This window comes from Halomonas sp. A40-4, assembly GCF_015767635.1.
Classification (GTDB): Bacteria; Pseudomonadota; Gammaproteobacteria; order Pseudomonadales; family Halomonadaceae; genus Vreelandella; species Vreelandella janggokensis.
In genome coordinates, this window is sequence record NZ_CP065230.1 from 2,355,511 (window position 1) to 2,377,003 (window position 21,493).

Sequence of the window (21,493 nt, forward strand, 5' to 3'; positions counted from 1 at the left end):
GAGTGGCCGCCTTTTTCACCCCATCAAGACGGTTTGATTCGATATTCAGCGGATCGCGCGTGAGCGGTCAACGATTCACCGCGTGCCAATACTGAGGCGACCTCACCCAGCGCTGACGCCCCCTCGGCCGAGCAGTGAATCAACGACGAGCGCTTTTGAAAATCGTAGACGCCCAGCGGTGATGAGAAGCGCGCGGTACCCGAGGTGGGCAGCACATGATTCGGCCCCGCACAATAATCACCCAGCGCCTCTGCCGTGTAACGCCCCATGAAGATCGCGCCCGCATGACGAATACCCGCGAGCCACGCATCTGGCGTTTCCACTGAAAGCTCAAGGTGCTCGGGGGCAACCCGGTTGATCAGCGTGACGGCCTCCTCCGCATCGCGGCAGTGAACCAGCGCGCCGCGTCGACGCAATGACTCACGGACGATATCGGCCCGCTCCAGGGTCGGAAGCAGACGTTCTATAGCGGCTTCTACATCCGCCAGATGCTGAGCGTTCCAACTCACCAGGATGGCTTGAGCATCTTCATCGTGCTCCGCCTGGGAAAACAAGTCCATCGCCAGCCAATCAGGGTCGGTCAGTCCATCCGACACCACCATGATTTCAGAGGGACCAGCAATCATGTCGATACCCACCTGACCGAACACGGCCCGCTTGGCCGTGGCCACATAGATATTGCCCGGCCCGACGATCTTATCCACCCTGGGGACGCTTTCTGTTCCGTAGGCCAGGGCGGCAATGGCCTGGGCTCCGCCAATGGTAAACACCTGGTCCACACCGGCCACGTGCGCTGCCGCCAGTACAAGATCGTTGAGTACACCATCGGGGGTGGGAACCACCATGATGATCTCTTGCACTCCCGCCACATGAGCGGGAATCGCATTCATCAGAACTGATGAGGGATAGGCCGCCTTGCCGCCAGGTACGTAAATCCCCGCGCGGTCGATGGCCGTCACTTGCTGGCCAAGCACCGTTCCGTCAGGTTCTTCGTATTGCCAGGAGGTCGGTTTCTGATGCTCGTGATAACGCCGAATTCGCTCGGCAGCCCTCGCCAAGGCATCACGCTGCTCAGCGGGCAGCGACTCAAAGGCCTGACGCAATTGCTCAGCCGTCAGACGAAGCTCATCCATTTGGGTAACCGAAACGCGATCAAAGCGATTGGTGGCTTCGATGACTGCCGCATCACCATGACGCTTCACGTTGGCGAGAATGTCATTCACGCGCGCCTGAACAGCACTGTCTGACACGCCCTCCCAATCCAGCAACGCGTCCAGTTGTCCGGCAAACGCTTCATCGGCAGTGTTGAGCCGTGCTATCGTCACTGTAGCGTTCTCGTTCATAGCAACCTCACTTAGTCGGCGGACGATATCGTCTTGCGATCGGCAATGGCGCGTTCCAGTCGAGCCAGCAATGGCTTGATACGCGCGTGCTTCATGGTCATGGCCGCCTTGTTGGCCACCAGGCGCGTGCTGATCGGCGCAATCAGCTCACGCGGTTCCATACCATTGGCGCGCAGGGTATTACCGGTGTCGACGATATCGACAATTTCATCGGCCAGGTTCATCAACGGCGCCAGCTCCATGGCACCATAAAGCTTGATCACCTCGGCCTGGATACCTTGCTCGGCATAGTAGCGCCGAGCGATATTGACGAACTTTGTTGCCACCCGACGGCGTGCCAGCTTCGGCGGCTCACCGGTAACGCCGGCGGTCATCAGCTTGCAGCGTGCAATATCGAGATCAAGCGGCTCATAAAGCCCTTCGGCGCCGTGCTCTAAAAGGACATCCTTACCGGCCACCCCCAGATCGGCTGCCCCAAGCTGAACGTAGGTCGGCACGTCCGTTGCCCTGATCACGACGAATTTGACATCGGGCAGGTTGGTATCGAACAGCAGCTTACGACTTTTATTTAAATCCTCTGTAGGCGTGATGCCTGCATCGGCCAGCAGCGGTAGCGTCTCTTCTAGAATACGGCCCTTTGAGAGGGCTAAGATCAGTTGCTTACTCATTTTGGTTGCCAATGGTTGGGGGCCGGGCTCAGCCTGGGATACGGCGGATACGCGCACCCAGCAGCTGCAGTTTTTCCTCGATACATTCGTAGCCACGGTCAATATGATAAATGCGATCGACCAGGGTTTCGCCCTCCGCCATCATGGCGGCAATCACCAACGAGGCGGACGCGCGCAGATCCGTCGCCATCACCGGCGCACCCGAGAGCTTGTCAACACCGCTAATCAAGGCGGCATTGCCCTCCAGAACGATATTCGCACCCATGCGGTTCAGTTCCTGCACGTGCATGAAACGGTTTTCAAAAATCGTCTCAACAACTCTTGATGCCCCTTCTGCCACGGCGTTCATGGCCACGAACTGGGCTTGCATGTCGGTAGGAAAGGCCGGGTACGGCGCCGTGCGGATATTCACGGCACGGGGACGCTTGCCGTGCATGTCCAGGGCAATCCAGTCGTCGCCGGTAGAAATCTCGGCACCCGCCTCTTCCAGCTTGGCGAGCACGGCTTCAAGGATATCCGCCCGGGTGCGTTTTACCTTCACGCGACCACCGGTCATGGCCGCCGCAACAAGAAAGGTACCGGTTTCGATACGGTCCGGCATGACATCGTGAACGCAGCCCCCAAGCGACGCCACGCCTTCAATCGTGATGGTATCGCTGCCGTGTCCACTGATCCGAGCGCCCATTTTGATCAGACACTCAGCCAGGTCGACCACTTCAGGCTCACGAGCGGCGTTTTCAAGCACGGTGACGCCATCCGCCAGTGTGGCGGCCATCAACAGGTTCTCGGTGCCGGTAACCGTCACGGTATCAAAATAAATCGTCGCCCCTTTCAGGCGACCATCCACTCGCGCACGAATATACCCTGCTTCGACGCGAATCTCGGCGCCCATGGCTTCGAGACCACGAATATGCAAGTCCACGGGGCGGGAACCGATCGCACAACCACCGGGCAAGGACACATCAGCTTGGCCAAAATGTGCCAGCAGAGGCCCCAGCACCAGAATGGAGGCGCGCATTTTCTTTACCAGCTCGTAAGGCGCGTGGCAGTGAGTGACCTGGGAGCCGTCCAGTTGGATGGTGAGGTTATCCCCCATCACCGGCTCGACGCCCATACGGCCAAGCAGTTCCAACGTGGTGGTAATGTCCTGCAGGTGCGGCAAATTACCGATCACCACAGGCCCCTTGGATAAAAGACTAGCGCAAAGGATGGGCAATGCCGCGTTTTTGGCGCCGCTGACCCAAACTTCGCCGTCAACCGAGCCATTGCCGGTAATTATGAGTTTATCCATGAGATAACCGTTACTGCACGTTTTCAGCAGCGGTTTGCCACTGTGACGGGGTGTAGGTCTTGATGCTGATGGCATGCAAGGCACCCGAGGCAATCTCATCACTCAAGGCTGAATACACCAATTGCTGGCGCTTCACGGGCGATAATCCTTCAAAGGCATCACCCACTGCAATCACCTGAAAATTACAGCCTTCGCCCTGAATATGGAACTGACATCCGTCGACACGCGATTCGAGCAGGGCTTTCACCTCTTGGGGTTGCATAGGACAGAGACTCCTTAAAGGACGTTTGTAAGTGGGTAGATGGATATCAAGAGGAGGACATCATAAAGAAAAGCTGGCGCTTTGGCGACGCCCACGAATCAGCCAACAGACTGCTCGCCGGGCGCCCGGATCAATGCGTCCAGCTCGGCAAGTTCGGCAAGCCGCTGGAGCGGCGCTGACAGGGCAATAGACGTTACCCTGATACGATACTCATGGCATGTGCGCAACCATTGGAGCAAGACGCTCAAGGCGACGTTGCGCGGCGTTGCCACCTTACTGAAATCAAACGCGACCGTTTCGGGCTTTTGACTGGCTAACCAGCGCGCGCCCTCTGCAGCAAGTGCTGCCGCAGAGGCAATATCCACGTCACCCTGCACACTCAAGCCATCGGCCTGCTGGTGCAGCGATACATCGCGGTCGGTAAAAATCACCGTCACGCATCGCCCCCTGCTTCGAGCTCGTCGACACCCACGTCCGGCGCCCAGCTATCAATTACCGCATCGTAATCCCGGTTATTGTCACGCATTGCCTGATCAAACTGGTTACGGAAGGTCAGCCCCAGATTGATGCCGTTCACAATGACGTTGACGACACGCCACTCGCCGTCGGATAACCGCAGACTATAGTTGACCGGATAGACATCACCATTAGTGGCGACGACTTCCATGGCCACGCTGGCACGGTCTTCTTCACGCTGAGGACGCTGGTCATCCAGAACGCGAATGTCATCGTAGTCAAAGGTCACCAATCCGCGTGTGTACGTATCGATAAGCGTTTGACGAAACACGTCGACAAAACGACTGCGCTGCTCTGGCGAGGCATTACGGAAATAACTTCCCATCACGCTGGCACCGATGTAGCGAAAGTCCGCCACTTCTTCAAGACTCTCATCGACTTGCTGTTTCAGCTCATCGATATTTTCTTCGTAGTACGCCTCACGGCCTTCAAGCTGGGCCATGAATTCGTTGATATTGCTGCGAATCATCTCTTCGGGTGGCTCGGGTTGAGCGCTTGCCGAGAGCGGCACCATCGCCGCGAAAAGCGCGACAGCAAAGGTGAACACCGAGACGAACGACCCTTTCTTTACAGACATCCTTTTATCCTCCTATTGACGGCGAACAATGTCTCCGTCACCTGTTTCAACACGAGCAAGTCAAACAAATACGGCAAGGGCACCTCATCACAATGATCAGTTAGTTGCCATATTGGATATAAATTGCTGGATAAGTTCTTCAAGCACCAGAGCCGATTGGGTATCGCGTATCGTATCGCCTTCCTCAAGCATCTCGGGGTCGCCCCCCATGCTCAGGCCAACGTACTGTTCCCCGAGCAACCCTGACGTCAGAATCGCGGCAGTGGCATCCCGGGAAATCTGACCTTCCAGCTCATTGCTCAGGTTCAGCGTTACCCGGGCGTCATACCATTCGGTATCCAGCTCGATCGACTCGACATGACCCACCGTGACACCTGCCATGGACACCCGCGCACGAGGTTTCAGGCCGCCAATGTTGGAAAAGTTAGCCTCCAGTTGATACGTATTAGACGCACCCGAAAAGGTCAAGCCACTCACCCGCAGCCCCAGAAACACCAACCCCAGGATGCCCACCAGGATAAACAGGCCGACGCCAAACTCCATGGTCCTACTTCGTTTCATGAAACAGCTCCAGCTAATCAGAGGCCGCCAAACATAACGGCGGTTAATATGAAATCAAGCCCCAGTACCGCAAGCGACGAATAGACAACAGTCCGCGTTGTCGCACGGGAAATACCTTCGGAGGTAGGCAGCAGATCATAGCCCTGGAAAACCGCTATCCAGGTGACCACCACGGCGAACACAATGCTTTTGATCATGCCGTTGCCAATGTCGTTGATAAACGCCACGCTGGCCTGCATGTTGCTCCAGTAAGACCCTTCAAAAACCCCCAGCCACTCGACGCCGACCAGGTAGCCGCCCCAAATGCCGACAACGCTGAACCCCACAGTGAGAATCGGCAGCGCCACCACACCTGCCCAGAAACGCGGCGCCACCACCCTTCTCAGCGGATCCACGCCAATCATTTCCATGCTGGTTAGCTGCTCGGTGGCTTTCATCAAACCGATCTCGGCGGTCAGCGCCGAACCAGCACGACCGGCAAATAACAGAGCAGCGACTACCGGGGCCAATTCACGTAACAGCGAAAGCGCCACCATCTGACCCAGGGCGTCCTCGGCGCCAAAATCAATCAGAATGGTGTAGCCCTGAAGCGCCAGCACCATACCGATGAACAGGCCGGATACCAGCACAATGGCCAGCGACAGGACACCGACAAAATGCAACTGCCGCACCCAAAGGCGGAAGCCTTCAGCTGATGGCACCCCCACCGCAGACTGAGCAAGAAACACCCCGGCACGGCCCAGCGATTCCACTAAATCACAGCTGCGCCGCCCTAACCGGGTAATACGCGTGGCGACCTGCCCACCTCTCATCGACATCAGGCTCCTCCTCGGGTCGCCGTATCGCCCAGCATATCCTGGTAAAACTGAGCGGCTGGGTAATGGAAAGGAACGGGACCATCGGGCTCACCATGGATAAATTGCTTCACCCGTGCGTCCTGGTTGACGTCGAGATCCGCTGGCGTTCCATGTGCGACCACATGGCCCTCGGAAATAAAGTAAAGATAATCAGCAATCGTCAGGGTCTCCTTGATATCGTGGGAAACCACCACTGACGTCAGGTTTAGCGCCTGATTCAGCCGCTTTATCAGTTGGACAAGCACGCCCATGGAAATAGGATCCTGCCCCACAAACGGCTCGTCGTAGAGGATCAGTTCCGGATCCAGCGCCACGGCCCGCGCCAGCGCAACGCGTCTGGCCATGCCCCCCGAAAGCTCGGCTGGCGTGAGATGGCGGGCACCGCGCAGGCCGACTGCCTGAAGCTTGAGCAACACCAGGTCACGGATCATGGCATCGGGCAGGTCCGTATGAACCCGCAATGGAAATGCCACATTTTCATACACATCCAGATCGGAAAACAGCGCCCCACTTTGAAACAGCATGCCCATGCGCTTACGTAGCGTAAATAGTGCCTTGCGCGAAAGCCGATGCACGTCATCCCCGTCGATCAGCACGCGGCCCTTGTCGGGGGTCAGCTGTCCGCCGATGAGCTTTAACAGGGTCGTTTTGCCAGTCCCGCTGGGGCCCATGATCGCCGTCACTTTACCGCGCGGGATGGTCATGTTCACCCCGCGGAAAATCTCGTTATCACCCCGAGAAAAATGCAGGTTCTCGACTTCAATAAAAGGCACATCGCTCATGGAACCATCGACTCTCGCGTTGACTTGCACCATTGCTCGCTTCACGCAGCAATTAGGAAACAGTGATAAAAAATCCGTGTTAAAAAAACTGTATTTAAAAAACCACGTTAAAAAACCATTATCGAACAACGTATTCTAACCCTAGCAGACGATGACAAGCGAGCATCGCTTATCCTCACGACAAAACGATGGGGCAAAGTCCACTCGGTCAATGTTACTCTTACGTTTTAATTGTCATTTTTAACGAGCCACGCGATTACCCATGCCAGCGACAACTGCGACCACACCCTTTCGCCAAAGCGCATTGCGCACGCTAGACATTGAGCAGGCCGCCATCGCAGGCTTGGTCGGCAAACTGGATGCGCATTTCGACCATGCCTGCGAGCTGATTCTGGCTTGCCAGGGACGCGTTGTGGTGACCGGCATGGGAAAGTCAGGCCATATTGCCGGCAAAATCGCGGCCACGCTGGCCAGTACTGGCTCGCCGGCGTTTTTTGTTCACCCTGGTGAAGCCAGTCATGGTGACCTGGGCATGATTACCCGCTGCGATGTCGTGATCGCGCTCTCGAACTCAGGAGAAACCGCTGAGGTAACGGCTCTGCTGCCGCTGCTGAAGCGCCTGGGTACGCCACTGATCAGCATGACAGGACGCCCGACCTCTACACTTGCCCAGCATGCGGATGCTCATTTGAACAGCAGTGTCGATCGGGAAGCCTGCCCACTGGATCTAGCGCCGACAAGTTCTACCACAGCGGCATTAGCCCTGGGCGACGCTCTCGCTGTTGCCCTACTTGAAGCACGCGGCTTTACCGCAGAAGATTTTGCCCTGTCGCATCCTGGCGGCAGCCTGGGCCGCCGCCTCCTGCTTCGCGTTCGTGATCTTATGCATCAAGGCGAACGTTTACCTCAGGTCGCCCTGGGCAGCCCCCTGCGCGATGCGTTACTGGAAATCACCCGACAAGGGCTGGGATTCACCTGCGTGGTAGACCCCGACGGCCTGTTAGTCGGCGTATATACGGATGGCGATCTGCGCCGCACCCTGGATAACTTTCACGACCTGCGTGACGTACAGGTAGATGACGTCATGACCCGGCCTGGCAAGCGTATATCTCCCGACCTTCTCGCGGCGGAAGCCGTTCGTATCATGGAAGACAACCGCATTACCGCGCTGGCCGTAGTGGACGAACACCAGCGCCCGATAGGCGCGCTGCATATGCATGACCTGCTTGCCAGCGGCGTTATTTAACCTAAATCGACCGGAGTCCTAATGACCCTTTCTGCTGACCTACTCGACCGACTACGTCGCATTCGCTTATTTGCCCTTGATGTCGATGGTGTGCTTACCGATGGTCGCCTCTACTTTCAAGCCGACGGTGTCGAAATAAAAGCCTTCCACACCCAGGACGGCCATGGACTCAAGTTGTTGAAACGTGCGGGCATCTCAGTGGCCTTGATCACCGGCCGCGACTCCCCCATGGTCAGCCAACGTGCCGCCGCTCTGGGCATCCCCCACGTCTATCAAGGCTGCGAAGATAAACTGGCCGTCCTCCGCGGCCTGTGCCAACGCCTGGAGCTTGACTTGTCTCAGGTTGCCTATTGCGGTGACGACCTTCCCGACCTGGCCAGCATCAAGCGTTCGGGGGTTGGCATCACGGTACCCAACGCCCCTGACTACATGCACACCCACGCTGACTGGGTCACCGAACGCCTGGGGGGACACGGCGCTGTCCGCGAAGTCTGCGATACGTTACTCGATGCTCAGGGCCACTGGGGTGCCGTCGTCGATACTTATCTACACGGCTGAGGCACTATGCTGAAGACACTGCGCACGCGCCTGGGACTGGCCCTGATAGTGCTGGCTCTGGGTGGCTTTCTGGTATGGCTGGACCCAGGTGGCCCACAGACTGTCCCGACAGACCCGGAAGCTCGAGCCGAGGAGCCAGGTCATGTCCTTCACAATGCCGAGCTTACACTGTTTGATGAACAGGGGAATATTCAGCAGGGGTTAACCACGCCTCGTCTGGTACATACCCCCCAATCCGCCTCAACACTCGCCGAAACGCCGCACGCCACGCTTTATGACAGCGAGCGACGTATCTGGAACGCCACGTCAGAGATAGGTACGCTGAATACCCGTTCCCAGGAGCTGACGCTTTCGGGCAATGCAAGATTGATCGCCCCTGATGAAGGCTGGCAGCTCGACACGGACGTTCTGCACTATGAGGGGAAAACCGCCCATGCGTGGAGTAATACTCATGTGCTGCTCCAGCAACCGCCCCAGCGCATGACAGCACAGCGAATGGATGCATGGCTCAACGAGGAGGAGGTGCGCCTCGAAGGTAACGTTCAAGGCCACCACCCTCCGGAGACGCAACCCGGACAGGAATGAAACATGAAAGCGTTTATCTACACGGCGATGGCTGCTGCCTGCCTAGTGCCTTTTTACGCAACCGCAGATAATCACCAGCAACCGGTTGAAGTCGTCGCCGACCAGCTCGACCTTGATCAGCGCGCCGGTACAGCGGTCTACACCGGCGACGTCGAAGTTCGCCAAGGCAACATGCTGATAAGAGGCGACGAAGTGGAAATCCAGCGAAATGAGGAAGGCGAGCTCTCGCGGGCCACGGCGCTGGGCGAACGGGCCTATTTGCGGCGGCAGCCCGAAGACCAGGATGGCCCGATGGAAGGCTGGGGTCGAAGGGTGATCTACCATGTCGCCGAGCGACGCGTCGAGTTGATTGACCAGGCGGAAATCATCCAGCAAGGCGACCGCTTCACCGGGGGGCGGCTGGAATACTTTATCGACCGCGAGTTCGTCAAGGCGCGCTCCGACGTCGACAATCAAGAGTCGCAGCGCATCCGCATGACGCTGCAACCCGAGGGATAAGGAGAGCCTGATGGCAGTTGCCGACAACAGCGCAACACAAACGCTATACGCCCGCCATTTGGCGAAAAGCTACAAGCGCCGACGCGTCGTAAAAGACATCAACCTGGATATCTCACAAGGCAGCATCGTCGGTTTGCTCGGCCCCAACGGCGCCGGTAAAACCACTTCATTCTACATGATTGTCGGCCTGGTCAAGGCAGATGCAGGCAGCGTCGGGATTGATAGCCTGGACCTTTCCCGAGCACCCATGCACGAGCGTGCCAAGGCAGGCATTGGCTATTTGCCCCAGGAGGCGTCGATCTTTCGCAAACTCTCCGTCGCCGACAACATCATGGCCATTTTACAAACCCGTCACGACCTGGATCGAGCCGGACGCGAAGCACGCCTGGAAACACTCCTGGAAGAGTTCCACATTACCCACATCCGCGACAATATGGGCATGAGCCTTTCCGGAGGCGAACGGCGCCGCGTCGAGATCGCCCGATCCCTCGCGACAGAGCCTGCGTTCATCCTGCTTGATGAGCCTTTCGCAGGTGTAGACCCCATCTCCGTGGGCGATATCAAGTCGATCATCCGCGCCTTGAAGGAGCGAGGTATTGGCGTATTGATTACCGATCATAACGTGCGTGAAACGCTGGATATTTGCGATGTGGCGTATATCGTCGGCGACGGGCATATTATCGCCAGCGGTTCGCCGGCCGCTATTCTTGACAACCAGGAGGTGCGTGACGTTTACCTAGGTGCTGATTTCCGTCTCTAAAGCCAGCAATGGCATATTTATTGCCGATGGCATACTTATTGCACTTGCACCCAAACACAACTCGCACTAGGGTGGATGCTTTCCGATAAACGAGTGGTTCTCAGATGGTCATGAAAGCTTCTCTTCAACTGCGGATCGGCACTCAGCTCACCATGACACCCCAGCTGCAGCAGGCAATTGCCCTGCTACAGCTATCAACGCTCGATTTACGCCAGGAAATCCAGCAAGCGCTTGACGCCAACCCCATGCTCGAGCAGGAAGATGAGTTCAGCGAAAGCGAGCAAGCTGACAGCGAGCCGGAAGCAAGCGAGTGGGCAGATAGCATTCCCAAGGAGCTATCCGTCGATAGCGACTGGTCAGATACCTATCAGGATACGATGGGCAGTGGCAGCACAAGTAGCGAGGGACCTGACTTCGAGCGCCAGGCCACCGGGCAAACGCTGCATGGCCACCTCCTCTGGCAACTCGCCATGACCGATTTGAGCCAACGTGAACAGTTGGTGGCCGAGAGCCTGATTGACGCACTGGATGCTAACGGCTATCTCACCCAGCCCCTTGCCGATATCCGCGAAGGACTGCGAGACCAGGGCGTGGAAGGCCTCAGCCAGCGCGAGGTCGAAACCATTCTACTGCGACTGCAACAGTTCGAGCCCACCGGCATCTTCGCCCGCGATCTTCGCGAATGCCTGATGCTTCAGCTCGCCGCACTACCCGGTGACACACCGCTGCTGATTCCTGCACGGCGTCTGGTTCGCCAGTTCCTTGAAGCGCTGGGTAAAAATGATCAGCGCCTCCTCAAGCGAAGACTCGGCCTGGACGATGCGCAACTCGATGACGTCATCCAACTGATCAGAAGCCTGGACCCGCGCCCCGGCAGCGTTTACAGCGCCACTGACGATAGCTACGTGATTCCCGACCTGGTGGTTCGCCACGATAACGAAGGCTGGCACCTCGAACTCAACCCAGAGGCCTTACCCAAGCTCAGGATTCAACCCGACTACGCTAGCCTGATCAAGCGCGCCGACAAGAGTCATGATAACCAGTTCCTCAAGGATCACTTGCAGGAAGCCCGCTGGCTGATCAAAAGCCTCTCCAGCCGCAACGACACCCTGTTACGCGTCGGCCGCGAAATCATCACTCGCCAGATCGGCTTTCTCGAACACGGCGAAGAGGCCATGAAACCGCTTATACTGGCCGATATTGCCGATGCGGTAGAGATGCATGAGTCGACCATCTCTCGCGTCACCACCCAGAAGTTCATCCATACACCGCGGGGCATTTTCGAGCTTAAATACTTCTTTTCCAGCCAGATCAGTGGCCAGGACGGCGACAGCCACTCCAGCACGGCCATTCGCGCTCGTCTCAAAAAACTGATTCAGGAAGAACCCCCCGGCAAACCTTTGTCAGATAGCCGTCTGGTCACCCTGCTGGAGGAAGCCGGCATCCACGTGGCACGCCGCACGGTTGCCAAATACCGCGAAGGCATGGGCATCCCTTCGTCCAGCGAACGGCGTCGCTTACGTTAAGCAAACGGAAACTCAACACAAGGGCTTTGCTTAACGCCAAAAAGGGTTACAATCGAAGGACAGTCCGACGGATAAGGAGTACGTCAATGCAAGTCAATATCACCGGTCATCATGTAGATCTGACTGACGCCTTGCGTGACTATGTCAACGAAAAGCTGGAACGCGTTGAGCGCCATTACGACAACATCACCACCGTGCAGGTAACGCTCTCGGTCGAAAAAGAGCGCCAACAGGCCGCCTGCACACTCCACGCTGCTGGGGCTGACTTGCATGCTGAGGCCCTCGATAATGACATGTACGCCGCCATCGACGCCCTGGCGGACAAGATTGATCGACAGCTCGTTAAGCATAAGGAAAAAGCACAAGCCCGCGCCCAGGGCGCAGGTGTGCGTTAATTCAATGACGTTGGCCACAATCCTCCCCCCGGAACGCGTTCTCTACGATGTGCCCGGGGGCAGCAAAAAACGGGTGCTGGAGTTTTTCAGCACCTTTATCGCACAAAACATTCCCAGCCTCGACAGCCAGGAAGTGTTCAGCCGTTTGATTGGTCGTGAACGCCTCGGCAGTACGGGGATTGGCAACGGCGTGGCGATTCCCCATGCTCGAAGCCCGCACTGTGATTCACCTATCGCCGGCTTTCTCAAACTCAATGAAGCGGTCGACTTTGACGCCATTGATGGCGACCCGGTTGACTTGGTGTTTGTTCTTCTCGTGCCTGAAGAAGCCGACGACACCCACCTCGCACTGCTGGGACAAGTTGCTTCCATCATGAATGATGCCGACACGCGCCAGCAGCTCCGTAAGTCGGGTAGTCAACGTGAATTGCTGGACCTCATCTCCGCCAAGATACGCGACCAGGCGGCCAGCCTTTAATAGGTCGGCACGTAATGAACCGTCCTGACCAAGGGGCGTTTATCCAAGTCGCTTGACCGCAAGCAAGAGAGCCTTCATGCAACTCGTCATTATTAGTGGCCGATCGGGGTCAGGCAAATCGATAGCCTTACAGGCGCTGGAAGATCTGGGTTATTACGCCATTGATAACCTGCCCGCCATGCTATTGGACTCGCTGGTGGATGAGTTGCGTGATCAGGGTGATCGCTCCCACTTGGCTGTCAGCATTGATGCACGCAATCTGCCAGGCGCACTTGCCAAACTTCCAGAACTGCTCAAGGAGCTTCGACAGCGGACCATCAAGTGCCAGATCGTGTATCTCACCACCGACGCACGTATTTTACTGGAGCGCTATTCAGCCACTCGCAGGCGGCATCCGCTCACGCGCAACAGCAGTCTCACGCTAGAAGAAGCCATCGACAAAGAAGAGCAAACGCTGCACGAGATACGCGATCTGGCCGATTTGACCATCGACACAACGCGGCTTTCAGTCCATGACCTTCGTCGGCGCATCACCGACCAGGTCGCCCATCAGCGACGCGATGAGCTAACGCTGACCTTCGAGTCCTTCGGCTATAAGCGCGGCGTTCCGCTGGATGCCGATATTGTCTTTGATGTCCGTTGCCTGCCAAACCCCTACTGGGACCCTGTGCTACGAGGCTCAACTGGCCGCGATGCCGACATCATTGCGTTTTTATCCAGCTACCCACTGGTCGATGACATGACCAGCGATATTCAGGCATGGCTTGAACGCTGGCTGCCCGCCTACCAGCATAGCCAGCGCAGCTACATGACCATTGCGATCGGCTGTACCGGCGGTCAGCATCGCTCCGTGTATATGGCTGAACAACTGGCGCAACGCATCGCCAGCCAACAGGGCGAAGTAAAATTACGCCACCGCGAGCTAGGCTTGCAGTACACGGTTAACGCGTCGCTTTAAGTTCGAGCCACATTGACCCGCTATTGCGAAGACCCTCATAGCCAAAAGGAACCAGGGTGCCAGAACGTAGACTTACCCTCACTAACCAACGCGGTCTTCACGCGCGGGCCGCCACGAAGCTTGTTCAGTGCAGTCAGCAATTTGACGCCAACGTACGCATTTGCAAACAGCAACAGGAAGCCGATGCCGCCAATATCATGGCACTGCTGATGCTAGCGGCGCCCTGTGGCACGGAGCTATGCATCAAGGCAGAAGGCGATGACGCCGAACAGGCGTTGGATGCCATTCAATCGCTGTTCGACGCCCGCTTTGACGAAGACAAGTAAAGCCCTGCCTTCAACGCTTGGTTAGTTACCGGCGATGGTCATGCCATCAATCAACCAGCTACCGGAATGGATGCTACCCCGGCGGTCGATATCATCTCCCACGCCTACCAGGCCTCCGAACATACGCTCCAGGTTGCCCGCAATGGTGAACTCCTCGATCGGGTATTGAACCACGCCTTTCTCGACCCAGAAACCGGCCGCACCACGGGAATAATCGCCGGTCACGCCATTGATTCCCTGCCCCATCAGCTCAGTCACCCAGACACCAGTGCCCATTTGCTCGAACAGGGCTGCCGGGCTGGATAACGGCGCGGTAATGCGCAAATTGCGCGCGCCGCCAGCATTACCCGTGGTACTCATTCCCAAACGCCGTGCGCTGTAGGAGGACAACATATAGCTTGCAATCTGGCCGTTTTCGATAAAGCGGTTGTTGCGCGTTTGAACACCTTCTCCGTCGAAGGGTGAGCTCGCCGTCGCGCCGATTTCCATGGGTCGTTCTTCCAGGCTGAACCAATCGGGAAACAGCGCAGTATCGAGTCGATCACACAGAAATGAGGCCTGACGGTATAGCGCACCGCCTGCCAGCGCGCCCATCAGATGGCCCACCAGACCACTGGCCAGACTTGGATCGAACAACACCGGATACGTACCGGTAGGCGGCCGTTTGGCCCCCAGCCGACGCAACGTACGTCTCGCCGCTTCGCGGCCTACCGTCGCCGGGTCGGTTAACTGCCCAGGATCACGTGCCGAGGTATAGTCCATGTCGCGCTGCATGCCTTGCTCGTCTTCGGCAATCAACATGCAGGAAAGCGAATGTCGGCTACCTTTTTGGGTACCGATGAAGCCATGGCTGTTGGCGTACACCCTCACGCCTTCACCGCTGGACAACGATGCCCCGTCCGACTGGGTAATCCCCGTTACGTCCCGTCCTGCCTGCTCACAGGCCAAGGCCAGCTCGATCGCCTGGTCAGTGGTTAACGCCCAGGGGTGATGGACTTTCAGATCCGGGATATCGGTCGCCATAAGCGCCGCATCAGCAAGACCTGCCGACGGGTCCTCCCCCGTATAGCGGGCAATCCCCAGGGCCTTTTCGACGGTTGCCTGAAGCGAGGCCTCGCTGGCATCAGTGGATGATGCGCTACCCTTGCGCTGCCCCACATATACGGTGATGGCAATCCCCTGGTCACGGGAAAGCTCAACGGTTTCCACTTCGCCCTGGCGGACACTGACGCCAATTCCCTGATCAACACTTGCGCCCACTTCAGCGGCATCTGCCCCCATCCGTTTGGCCATTGCCAGCGCGCTTTCAGCGCGAAGAGTGAGCAGTGCCTGCTGGGCAGATGCGTCGAACGCTTGTGCCATACAATCTCCTTAACCACCGACATGGTCGGTAGATCAATATTGAGCATCGCAGCCTGATATAATAAGACCACGAATTCTGTTGATGAGAACCTACGATGCCAAAACAACGCCCCGAGCCCCTAGACGACGGCATGGCAGAGCGCCCCAGCAAGTCCCAGTTGAAGCGCGAAATGCATGCGCTTCAAGCATTGGGGGAAACACTGATTGCCATGCAACCCGCCGAGCGGGCGCGTTTCCCGCTATCCGATGACATGCTGCGTGCCATCGACGAAACCGCTCGCATTCGTTCCCATGAAGGGCGCCGTCGGCATATGCAGTACGTCGGCAAATTAATTCGCAAGGAAGACCTTGCCGCCATTCAGGCCGTGTTCGACAACATCGAACAAGAAAAGCAGCAGCGCGACCATGCGTTTCATCGACTTGAAAAATGGCGTGACCGGCTAATTGATGAAGGGGACCCGGCCGCTGAGCAGTGGCTCAACGAGCACCCGGACACCGACCTTCAAACCCTTCGCCAGTTGATTCGCAACGCCAGACGCGAGCGTGATCAGGACAAGCCACCCACCAGTGCTCGCAAGCTTTTCAAGTTTTTACGCAATACCGCTGAGCTGTAATTTTTTAAGACTGCGTGCCGCCGACGGTCAGCTCGTCAACTTTCAACGTCGGCTGACCAACCCCCACCGGCACGCCCTGGCCTTCTTTGCCGCAAACACCAATGCCGGTATCCAGCGCCATGTCATGGCCGATCATCGAGACACGGCTCATGGCGTCAGGGCCATTTCCGATCAGCGTCGCGCCTTTAACCGGCGCTGTCACGCGGCCATCTTCAATTAAATAGGCTTCGCTGGCGGAGAACACGAATTTACCTGAGGTGATATCGACCTGGCCGCCACCAAAGCTCACGGCGTAAATACCCCGCTTGACGCTCTTGATGATGTCGTCTGGCTCGTCATGCCCCGCGAGCATGACGGTGTTGGTCATTCGCGGCATCGGCAAATGGGCAAACGACTCGCGCCTGGCGTTGCCAGTGGGCGCCATACCCATCAGACGAGCATTGAGCTTGTCTTGCATATAGCCAGTCAGCACGCCGTCTTCGATCAACGAGGTGTACTGCCCTGGCGTGCCCTCATCGTCGACGCTGAGCGAACCACGCCCATCGCGTAACGTGGCATCATCCACCACGGTAACGCCTTTTGAGGCCACACGCTGGCCCATCCGCCCGGCAAACGCCGAACTTCCCTTACGATTGAAATCTCCCTCCAGGCCATGACCGACGGCTTCGTGAAGTAAAATACCCGGCCACCCGGCCCCCAAGACCACCGGCATTTGCCCGGCGGGGGCATCGACCGCCTCAAGGTTGACCAGCGCCTGACGCACGGCCTCTTTGGCGTAGCGCTCCGAGACCTGCTCATCGCGCAGCCGCGACATTGAATAACGCCCGCCCCCACCGGCACTGCCGCGTTCGCGACGGCCGTTCTTGACGGCAATCACACTGACATTGAAGCGCACCAATGGACGAATATCCGTCGCTAGCGTGCCGTCACTGGCCCGTACCAGCACCACTTCGTAGGTGCCGGAGAGCGACGCGCTCACTTGAGTGACGCTGGGGTCGGCCGCACGGGCAATACGGTCAGCATCTTTCAGCATGGCGACTTTTTCGTCAGCGCTCAGCCCGGCCAGCGGGTCGATGCCAGCATAGTAGGACGCAGCCGTCACCGGCTTGACCGCCTGTCCGGTCAATTGCTTGCCACTGCGCACGATACCGGCTGCCGTTCGTCCGGTATCCATCAACGCATCGGCGGTGATCTGGTTGGAATAGGCAAAGCCGGTTTTCTCGCCTGCCAGCGCGCGTACGCCGACGCCGCCATCGATGTTGTAGCTTGCCTCTTTAACCTCTCCATCTTCCAGTACCCAGCCCTCTTCCCAGGAGCGCTGAAAATAAAGGTCAGCATAGTCGACCCCGGCGCCCATGGCGTAACCCAGGCCGCTGTCCAAGGCGTCAATATCCAGTCCGCCCGGGGTGAGCAAAATCGAAACGGCGGTTTGTAAGTCGTTAGTGTCTGCGGTCATCGAGAACCTTCTAAAGTCACTTGCGGCGAGGCCCATGGCCCCTCCACACGGTAATAAATTGTGGTCACCTGATCCAAGGCGTCGCCGAATAGTTGGTCGGCCAGGAACAACGCGCCGCCTACCACGGGCGCTCCGATAGCGAGCGCCGCCATTGGTAAGCTTTGGCTTACCGGTAATGCGACGCCAAGGCGTTGATCAAGTTCACGGTTCACCAAATCAACGTCTCCACTAAGCGATAACGTGGCGGCAGGCGCCTCTATTTGCAATGGCCCCCGCAGCATGAGCTGACCATTGGCGATGTCGGCAGCTCCGTGGACACGATCAAACGCCGTGCCTTGACCTGTTACGTCGGAAAAATCCAGCCGCAAACGCCGCAAGATATTGTCGAAGTTTAGCAGCCCTACCAGGCGTGCCGGTGCCGATTCCAGGGTAAGAAAACGACCATCGCGGATGTCGGTGGTCATCTCCCCTCCTGCCTTGGCGAGATCCAACTGCCATGGGGCGCCGGGCCAGGCAAGCGCGGCATCCACCCGGGTACTGCGGCTGCGCATGGCCACCGGCTGGTCAAGACGTTCAAGCGCGGTGGCAATATTGCCACCCTTGATCGACACGTCCGTACGCGTCCGACTGGTAGCGCTCCCCCCTTCCCAATGCAGCGAACCGGCGGCGGTGAGCTGCCCCAGCGTCAAGCCGACGGGCTCCAGCGAAAAGCCGTTACCATCGGCATGCCAGAACGCCGTTAAAGGGCCCATTCGCTTGCCGTCGAGCAACATCTCGGACAGACGCAAACGGCCATCAGGAACATCCGCCAGCCATTCGGGCAAAGCCATTGGAGTCGATGCTTCAGGTGTCGTTGTCTGAACGGATTCGGTCCAGGAAGTCGGCATAGGCGCCGTTGTCTGCTCCCGACCATCCCTCGTCGCCGCCTCCACAATGGGGTCCAGGGAGAGCTGAGTGAGCGCGATATCCAAGGGCCTCGGCCCAGCGGGGCGGTACTCAACCTGCCCCCTCACCAAATCGCTGTCGACCATCAGCGACACCTTGCTGTCACGCAGGCTGCCCTCAGCGGTACCACCTCCCAGGCAAGCCTGCTTATAGACCACGCAGGACGTGGCGATATTCAGCGAAAGCGGCGGGAGTGTTGACATTGACGTATCGCCAGCGTCTGCCGCGTCGCTGCCCCGAACAAGGGGGGATAACGCCCTTTGCCAGGCGGCGATGTCCAGCCGTTCAACCTCGGCAGCCAGCTGCCAGCCAGGCGTTTGCCGCCAGCCCGACGTACGACGAGAAGCTTCACCCAGGCGTACGCTGCCAGCAAGCTCGCCGACGGTAGACTGGATATGTAAATCGGCGATATCGGCTAGGCGGCTCTGAATACGTAACGGCTCAAGGTCCGCCGTTAGTGTCCAGGGCCATGCCTGTTGGGCACTCTTGGCAAAGGGAGCGGGCAGCTTGACGGCCATGCCTTGCCAATCACTTTCCAACACCAACTTGGGCGTGGGCGATAGGACCAGTTGCCCCTGCCAGGATGACCGACCTTCGACAAGCGACCTCGCCGCTTCAGGGCTCAGCCCTGCCAACCCCAGCAACCCGCGAGCCGATGCGTTGCCCTGAAGCGCCACGCTGTCTTCCCGGGTATCAATCGCCGCCTGAATCACGCCATCCAATAGTTGCCCATTCAATTGGCCAACCAGTGCGCTTTGCTTGCCTTGTTGCTGCCAGCTAATCTGGCCCTGCAATGCCTCGATGCGCTCGGCAAGGGCACCATAGCCTACCTGCATGCTTCTGGGTTCGGCGTTGACTTCCAGAGTTAGATCGCCTTCCTTTTCCAGCGACAAGGCAAGTGCCACGTCTCCATCAATATCGCCCTGGAGCTCCAGGGCGTTGATGTCAGGGGTATCGATATCGGGCATCGCCGACAAGAACGCCAGCGCGTTTTGCCCGCTTGCCTGCCACTGGCCTGACAAGTTCAGCTCATCGTCCTGTAACCGAACGGCACCATCGCTAAGCACTACGCCTTGTGTTTGCCCACGCTCCACCTCAGCCAACAGGCGGCCATTTTGCCACTTCAAGCGACCGGCCAAATCCTCAATCTGCGGCCAGCCAGGGGCCATAGGCAAGTGTCCATCGCGCAGTGTCAGTTCCAGGGTGGACGTTAACGCATCGTCGCCAACGTCATCGCCGAAAGGCTGGCTGAGCTTTAATGCGCCCTGGGTGACATAGCCCCCCACATCGTTACTCAGCCACTCGCGCAATTCCGGCTCTAGTGCCTTCATTGGCACCCACTGCGCGAGCGGGCTATCAAGGGCATCGACATCCTGAAAATCAATATCCAGGCCGAAATGCCCACGATCAGCATCGGTGACTAGTCCAAAACCTCCGGTGACGCGTGCGCCATCCCAGTCGAGGGTGATATCCCGCCCGCTGACTAATGCCCGAGGGCCATCGTAAACCCACTCCACCTGCCCTGTGGCATGCTGTAACTGCATGGGGGCATCAAAGAGTTCTGGAAAGTAAAGAGTGCTTTCGCGTTGGTTGGCAAACTGAACGCGCCCCCTGAAATCACGCGCCTGTACCCAGGCATCCAAGGGACCACCTCCGGGTGCCTGCTCCCAGGGCAACACTTCGAGGTTGCTGATGGCCGCATCAACGCCCCACTCACCGTTCTTCTGACCAATACGGAATCCTTGCACCTGACCACGCGGAGCGAGCGTTTGTAATACGCGGGTCACCGACTCCGGCATCAGTACATAGTCTCGCCATGCGGCAAGTGACGCCAGCTCAAAGGGACTGGTGCGCATTTCCCAATCATTGGGCTGGTGCGTCAGGTACCAATGCCGGGGAAGCGCGGGGCCCTCACTGACGCCCGCGGGCTGTGCCCACTCGACATTTTCCGCATCACCACTTAGCCAGGCTTCGCCACCATTGCCATTGCGTTGCCACTGGCCCAAGGCTTCTACATTTCGCAATATGGCGCGTTGTACATCGTGGCTCAGTATCAACTGGGGTATATCAACGCCCACACGCGCCCGGTCCAGCTGGCCTTTGTACCACTGCCCCCAAAGACGCGCATCCCCCCCCGCCTGGGTAATCTTGGGGACATACTCGGGACGTATGACATCCGCCAGGAGAGCCAGATTGTCAAGTTGAACATCTACGCTCAACGCCGCCGAGAAGTCTCGATAGCCGTCCTCCCCCGGAGAAACCTCCGCCTGCAGAAACGCCACCGGCAATGGCCTTGAAGGCTCACCTTCCGTCTGATCAATAATATTAATACTGCCTTCAAACTGAGTGTGCTCTTCATCCCCCCCCAGCAATAGTGTCGGCGCATGTAAATCGACCGTATTATCCTCACCGTGCAGCACCAGGCGCGTATCTTCCACGCTCAGCCGTTGGCGGAGCAGAATCCCCGTCCAGCGATCCAGCGCGGTTAAATTGATATCAGGCTGGGCTTCCATCACAGGCAGTTTGGCAGGAGCTGGCCACTCCCATCTATCACTGAAGAGACGATAAAGGTGGAATTCGGTGCCACGAATATCAGCCTCATTGAAAATAGGCGCGCGCGCCTTGAGCGATGCCCAGACATCCAATCGAAGCGTTGCTTGGGCCAGCTTGAACAGGGGATAGCCATTGGGGGTCTGGGCGCTGACATCGCCCACCATGAGTTCGATATCATTACGCTGAAGGGCGAGCGTCAGCTGCTCAATGTGAACCGGAACGCCAAGCTGGGACTCCAGAAATGCTTCAACGCGGGGCGTCAGTGCATCCGCCTGACTCATCGCCAAGCGCACTAACAGCAGCATAACCGCCAGCGCACCAAGCCACCATGCTGCGATTCTCAACGCAATACGCACCACTGGACGAATCCTCATGG

The 21,493-nt window shown here is 57.9% G+C and carries 23 protein-coding genes; 11 read left to right on the forward strand and 12 right to left on the reverse strand.

Annotated features, from left to right (window positions below; genetic code table 11):
• Positions 1-23: 23 nt before the first annotated feature.
• The 9 genes from hisD to IT895_RS11040 form a co-directional block, all read right to left on the reverse strand.
• The gene (hisD, locus tag IT895_RS11000) at positions 24-1,343 is read right to left on the reverse strand and encodes a histidinol dehydrogenase (RefSeq protein ID WP_085917994.1); all 1,320 of its coding nucleotides are present in this window, start codon (positions 1,341-1,343) and stop codon (positions 24-26) included.
• 11 nt (positions 1,344-1,354) lie between these two features.
• On the reverse strand, positions 1,355-2,011 hold the full coding sequence (hisG, locus tag IT895_RS11005; protein ID WP_085917993.1) for an ATP phosphoribosyltransferase: 657 nt from the start codon (positions 2,009-2,011) through the stop codon (positions 1,355-1,357).
• Positions 2,012-2,039: 28 nt separating this feature from the next.
• On the reverse strand, positions 2,040-3,302 hold the full coding sequence (gene murA, locus IT895_RS11010) for a UDP-N-acetylglucosamine 1-carboxyvinyltransferase (RefSeq protein WP_085917992.1): 1,263 nt from the start codon (positions 3,300-3,302) through the stop codon (positions 2,040-2,042).
• A 10-nt stretch (positions 3,303-3,312) separates the two neighbouring features.
• Entirely contained in the window at positions 3,313-3,564 is a 252-nt protein-coding gene (locus IT895_RS11015) for a BolA family protein (RefSeq protein ID WP_085917991.1), read from the reverse strand.
• Positions 3,565-3,662: 98 nt separating this feature from the next.
• Entirely contained in the window at positions 3,663-4,001 is a 339-nt protein-coding gene (locus IT895_RS11020) for an STAS domain-containing protein (RefSeq protein WP_085917990.1), read from the reverse strand.
• Positions 3,998-4,594, reverse strand: coding sequence for an MlaC/ttg2D family ABC transporter substrate-binding protein (locus IT895_RS11025; protein ID WP_422823556.1), 597 nt, complete (start codon positions 4,592-4,594; stop codon positions 3,998-4,000). The genes IT895_RS11020 and IT895_RS11025 overlap by 4 nt, the downstream gene beginning before the upstream one ends.
• A 159-nt stretch (positions 4,595-4,753) precedes the next feature.
• Positions 4,754-5,218 carry an outer membrane lipid asymmetry maintenance protein MlaD gene (gene mlaD, locus IT895_RS11030; protein ID WP_085917988.1) on the reverse strand — a complete coding sequence of 155 codons (465 nt, stop codon included), beginning with the start codon at positions 5,216-5,218 and terminating at the stop codon, positions 4,754-4,756.
• Between the two features lie 17 nt (positions 5,219-5,235).
• Positions 5,236-6,030, reverse strand: coding sequence for a lipid asymmetry maintenance ABC transporter permease subunit MlaE (gene mlaE / locus IT895_RS11035; RefSeq protein ID WP_199285466.1), 795 nt, complete (start codon positions 6,028-6,030; stop codon positions 5,236-5,238).
• A gap of 5 nt (positions 6,031-6,035) precedes the next feature.
• Positions 6,036-6,857 carry an ABC transporter ATP-binding protein gene (locus IT895_RS11040; protein ID WP_199283470.1) on the reverse strand — a complete coding sequence of 274 codons (822 nt, stop codon included), beginning with the start codon at positions 6,855-6,857 and terminating at the stop codon, positions 6,036-6,038.
• A 262-nt stretch (positions 6,858-7,119) separates the two neighbouring features.
• Here IT895_RS11040 and IT895_RS11045 point away from each other — a divergent pair, with 262 nt between their 5' ends.
• The 10 genes from IT895_RS11045 (at position 7,120) to IT895_RS11090 (ending at position 14,187) form a co-directional block, all read left to right on the forward strand.
• The gene (locus IT895_RS11045; RefSeq protein WP_199283471.1) at positions 7,120-8,103 is read left to right on the forward strand and encodes a KpsF/GutQ family sugar-phosphate isomerase; all 984 of its coding nucleotides are present in this window, start codon (positions 7,120-7,122) and stop codon (positions 8,101-8,103) included.
• 21 nt (positions 8,104-8,124) lie between these two features.
• Positions 8,125-8,661 carry a KdsC family phosphatase gene (locus tag IT895_RS11050; protein ID WP_085917986.1) on the forward strand — a complete coding sequence of 179 codons (537 nt, stop codon included), beginning with the start codon at positions 8,125-8,127 and terminating at the stop codon, positions 8,659-8,661.
• A 6-nt stretch (positions 8,662-8,667) separates the two neighbouring features.
• Entirely contained in the window at positions 8,668-9,246 is a 579-nt protein-coding gene (gene lptC / locus IT895_RS11055; protein WP_085917985.1) for an LPS export ABC transporter periplasmic protein LptC, read from the forward strand.
• Between the two features lie 3 nt (positions 9,247-9,249).
• Positions 9,250-9,744, forward strand: coding sequence for a lipopolysaccharide transport periplasmic protein LptA (gene lptA / locus IT895_RS11060; RefSeq protein WP_199283472.1), 495 nt, complete (start codon positions 9,250-9,252; stop codon positions 9,742-9,744).
• 10 nt (positions 9,745-9,754) lie between these two features.
• Positions 9,755-10,504, forward strand: coding sequence for an LPS export ABC transporter ATP-binding protein (lptB, locus tag IT895_RS11065; RefSeq protein WP_199283473.1), 750 nt, complete (start codon positions 9,755-9,757; stop codon positions 10,502-10,504).
• Positions 10,505-10,608: 104 nt separating this feature from the next.
• Positions 10,609-12,030 (forward strand): RNA polymerase factor sigma-54, encoded by a 1,422-nt coding sequence (locus IT895_RS11070; RefSeq protein ID WP_199283474.1) that lies wholly within the window; start codon positions 10,609-10,611, stop codon positions 12,028-12,030.
• Between the two features lie 86 nt (positions 12,031-12,116).
• Positions 12,117-12,425, forward strand: a complete 309-nt coding sequence (gene hpf / locus IT895_RS11075) for a ribosome hibernation-promoting factor, HPF/YfiA family (protein ID WP_009721972.1) — start codon at positions 12,117-12,119, stop codon at positions 12,423-12,425.
• 4 nt (positions 12,426-12,429) lie between these two features.
• Positions 12,430-12,903, forward strand: a complete 474-nt coding sequence (locus tag IT895_RS11080) for a PTS sugar transporter subunit IIA (RefSeq protein ID WP_085917981.1) — start codon at positions 12,430-12,432, stop codon at positions 12,901-12,903.
• A gap of 76 nt (positions 12,904-12,979) precedes the next feature.
• Positions 12,980-13,861: an RNase adapter RapZ gene (gene rapZ / locus IT895_RS11085; RefSeq protein WP_199283475.1), complete on the forward strand. Its 882-nt coding sequence runs from the start codon at positions 12,980-12,982 to the stop codon at positions 13,859-13,861.
• A gap of 56 nt (positions 13,862-13,917) precedes the next feature.
• Positions 13,918-14,187, forward strand: coding sequence for an HPr family phosphocarrier protein (locus IT895_RS11090; protein WP_085917979.1), 270 nt, complete (start codon positions 13,918-13,920; stop codon positions 14,185-14,187).
• 21 nt (positions 14,188-14,208) lie between these two features.
• Here the strand turns inward: IT895_RS11090 and pmbA are convergent, their stop codons facing one another.
• Positions 14,209-15,549, reverse strand: a complete 1,341-nt coding sequence (gene pmbA / locus IT895_RS11095; protein WP_085917978.1) for a metalloprotease PmbA — start codon at positions 15,547-15,549, stop codon at positions 14,209-14,211.
• Positions 15,550-15,644: 95 nt separating this feature from the next.
• Between pmbA and yjgA the strand changes: the two genes are divergently transcribed.
• Entirely contained in the window at positions 15,645-16,163 is a 519-nt protein-coding gene (yjgA, locus tag IT895_RS11100) for a ribosome biogenesis factor YjgA (protein WP_085917977.1), read from the forward strand.
• Between the two features lie 4 nt (positions 16,164-16,167).
• Here the strand turns inward: yjgA and tldD are convergent, their stop codons facing one another.
• Both tldD and IT895_RS11110 read right to left on the reverse strand, forming a co-directional pair.
• Entirely contained in the window at positions 16,168-17,619 is a 1,452-nt protein-coding gene (gene tldD, locus IT895_RS11105) for a metalloprotease TldD (protein ID WP_085917976.1), read from the reverse strand.
• Entirely contained in the window at positions 17,616-21,491 is a 3,876-nt protein-coding gene (locus IT895_RS11110; RefSeq protein ID WP_199283476.1) for a YhdP family phospholipid transporter, read from the reverse strand. The genes tldD and IT895_RS11110 overlap by 4 nt, the downstream gene beginning before the upstream one ends.
• Positions 21,492-21,493: the final 2 nt, after the last annotated feature.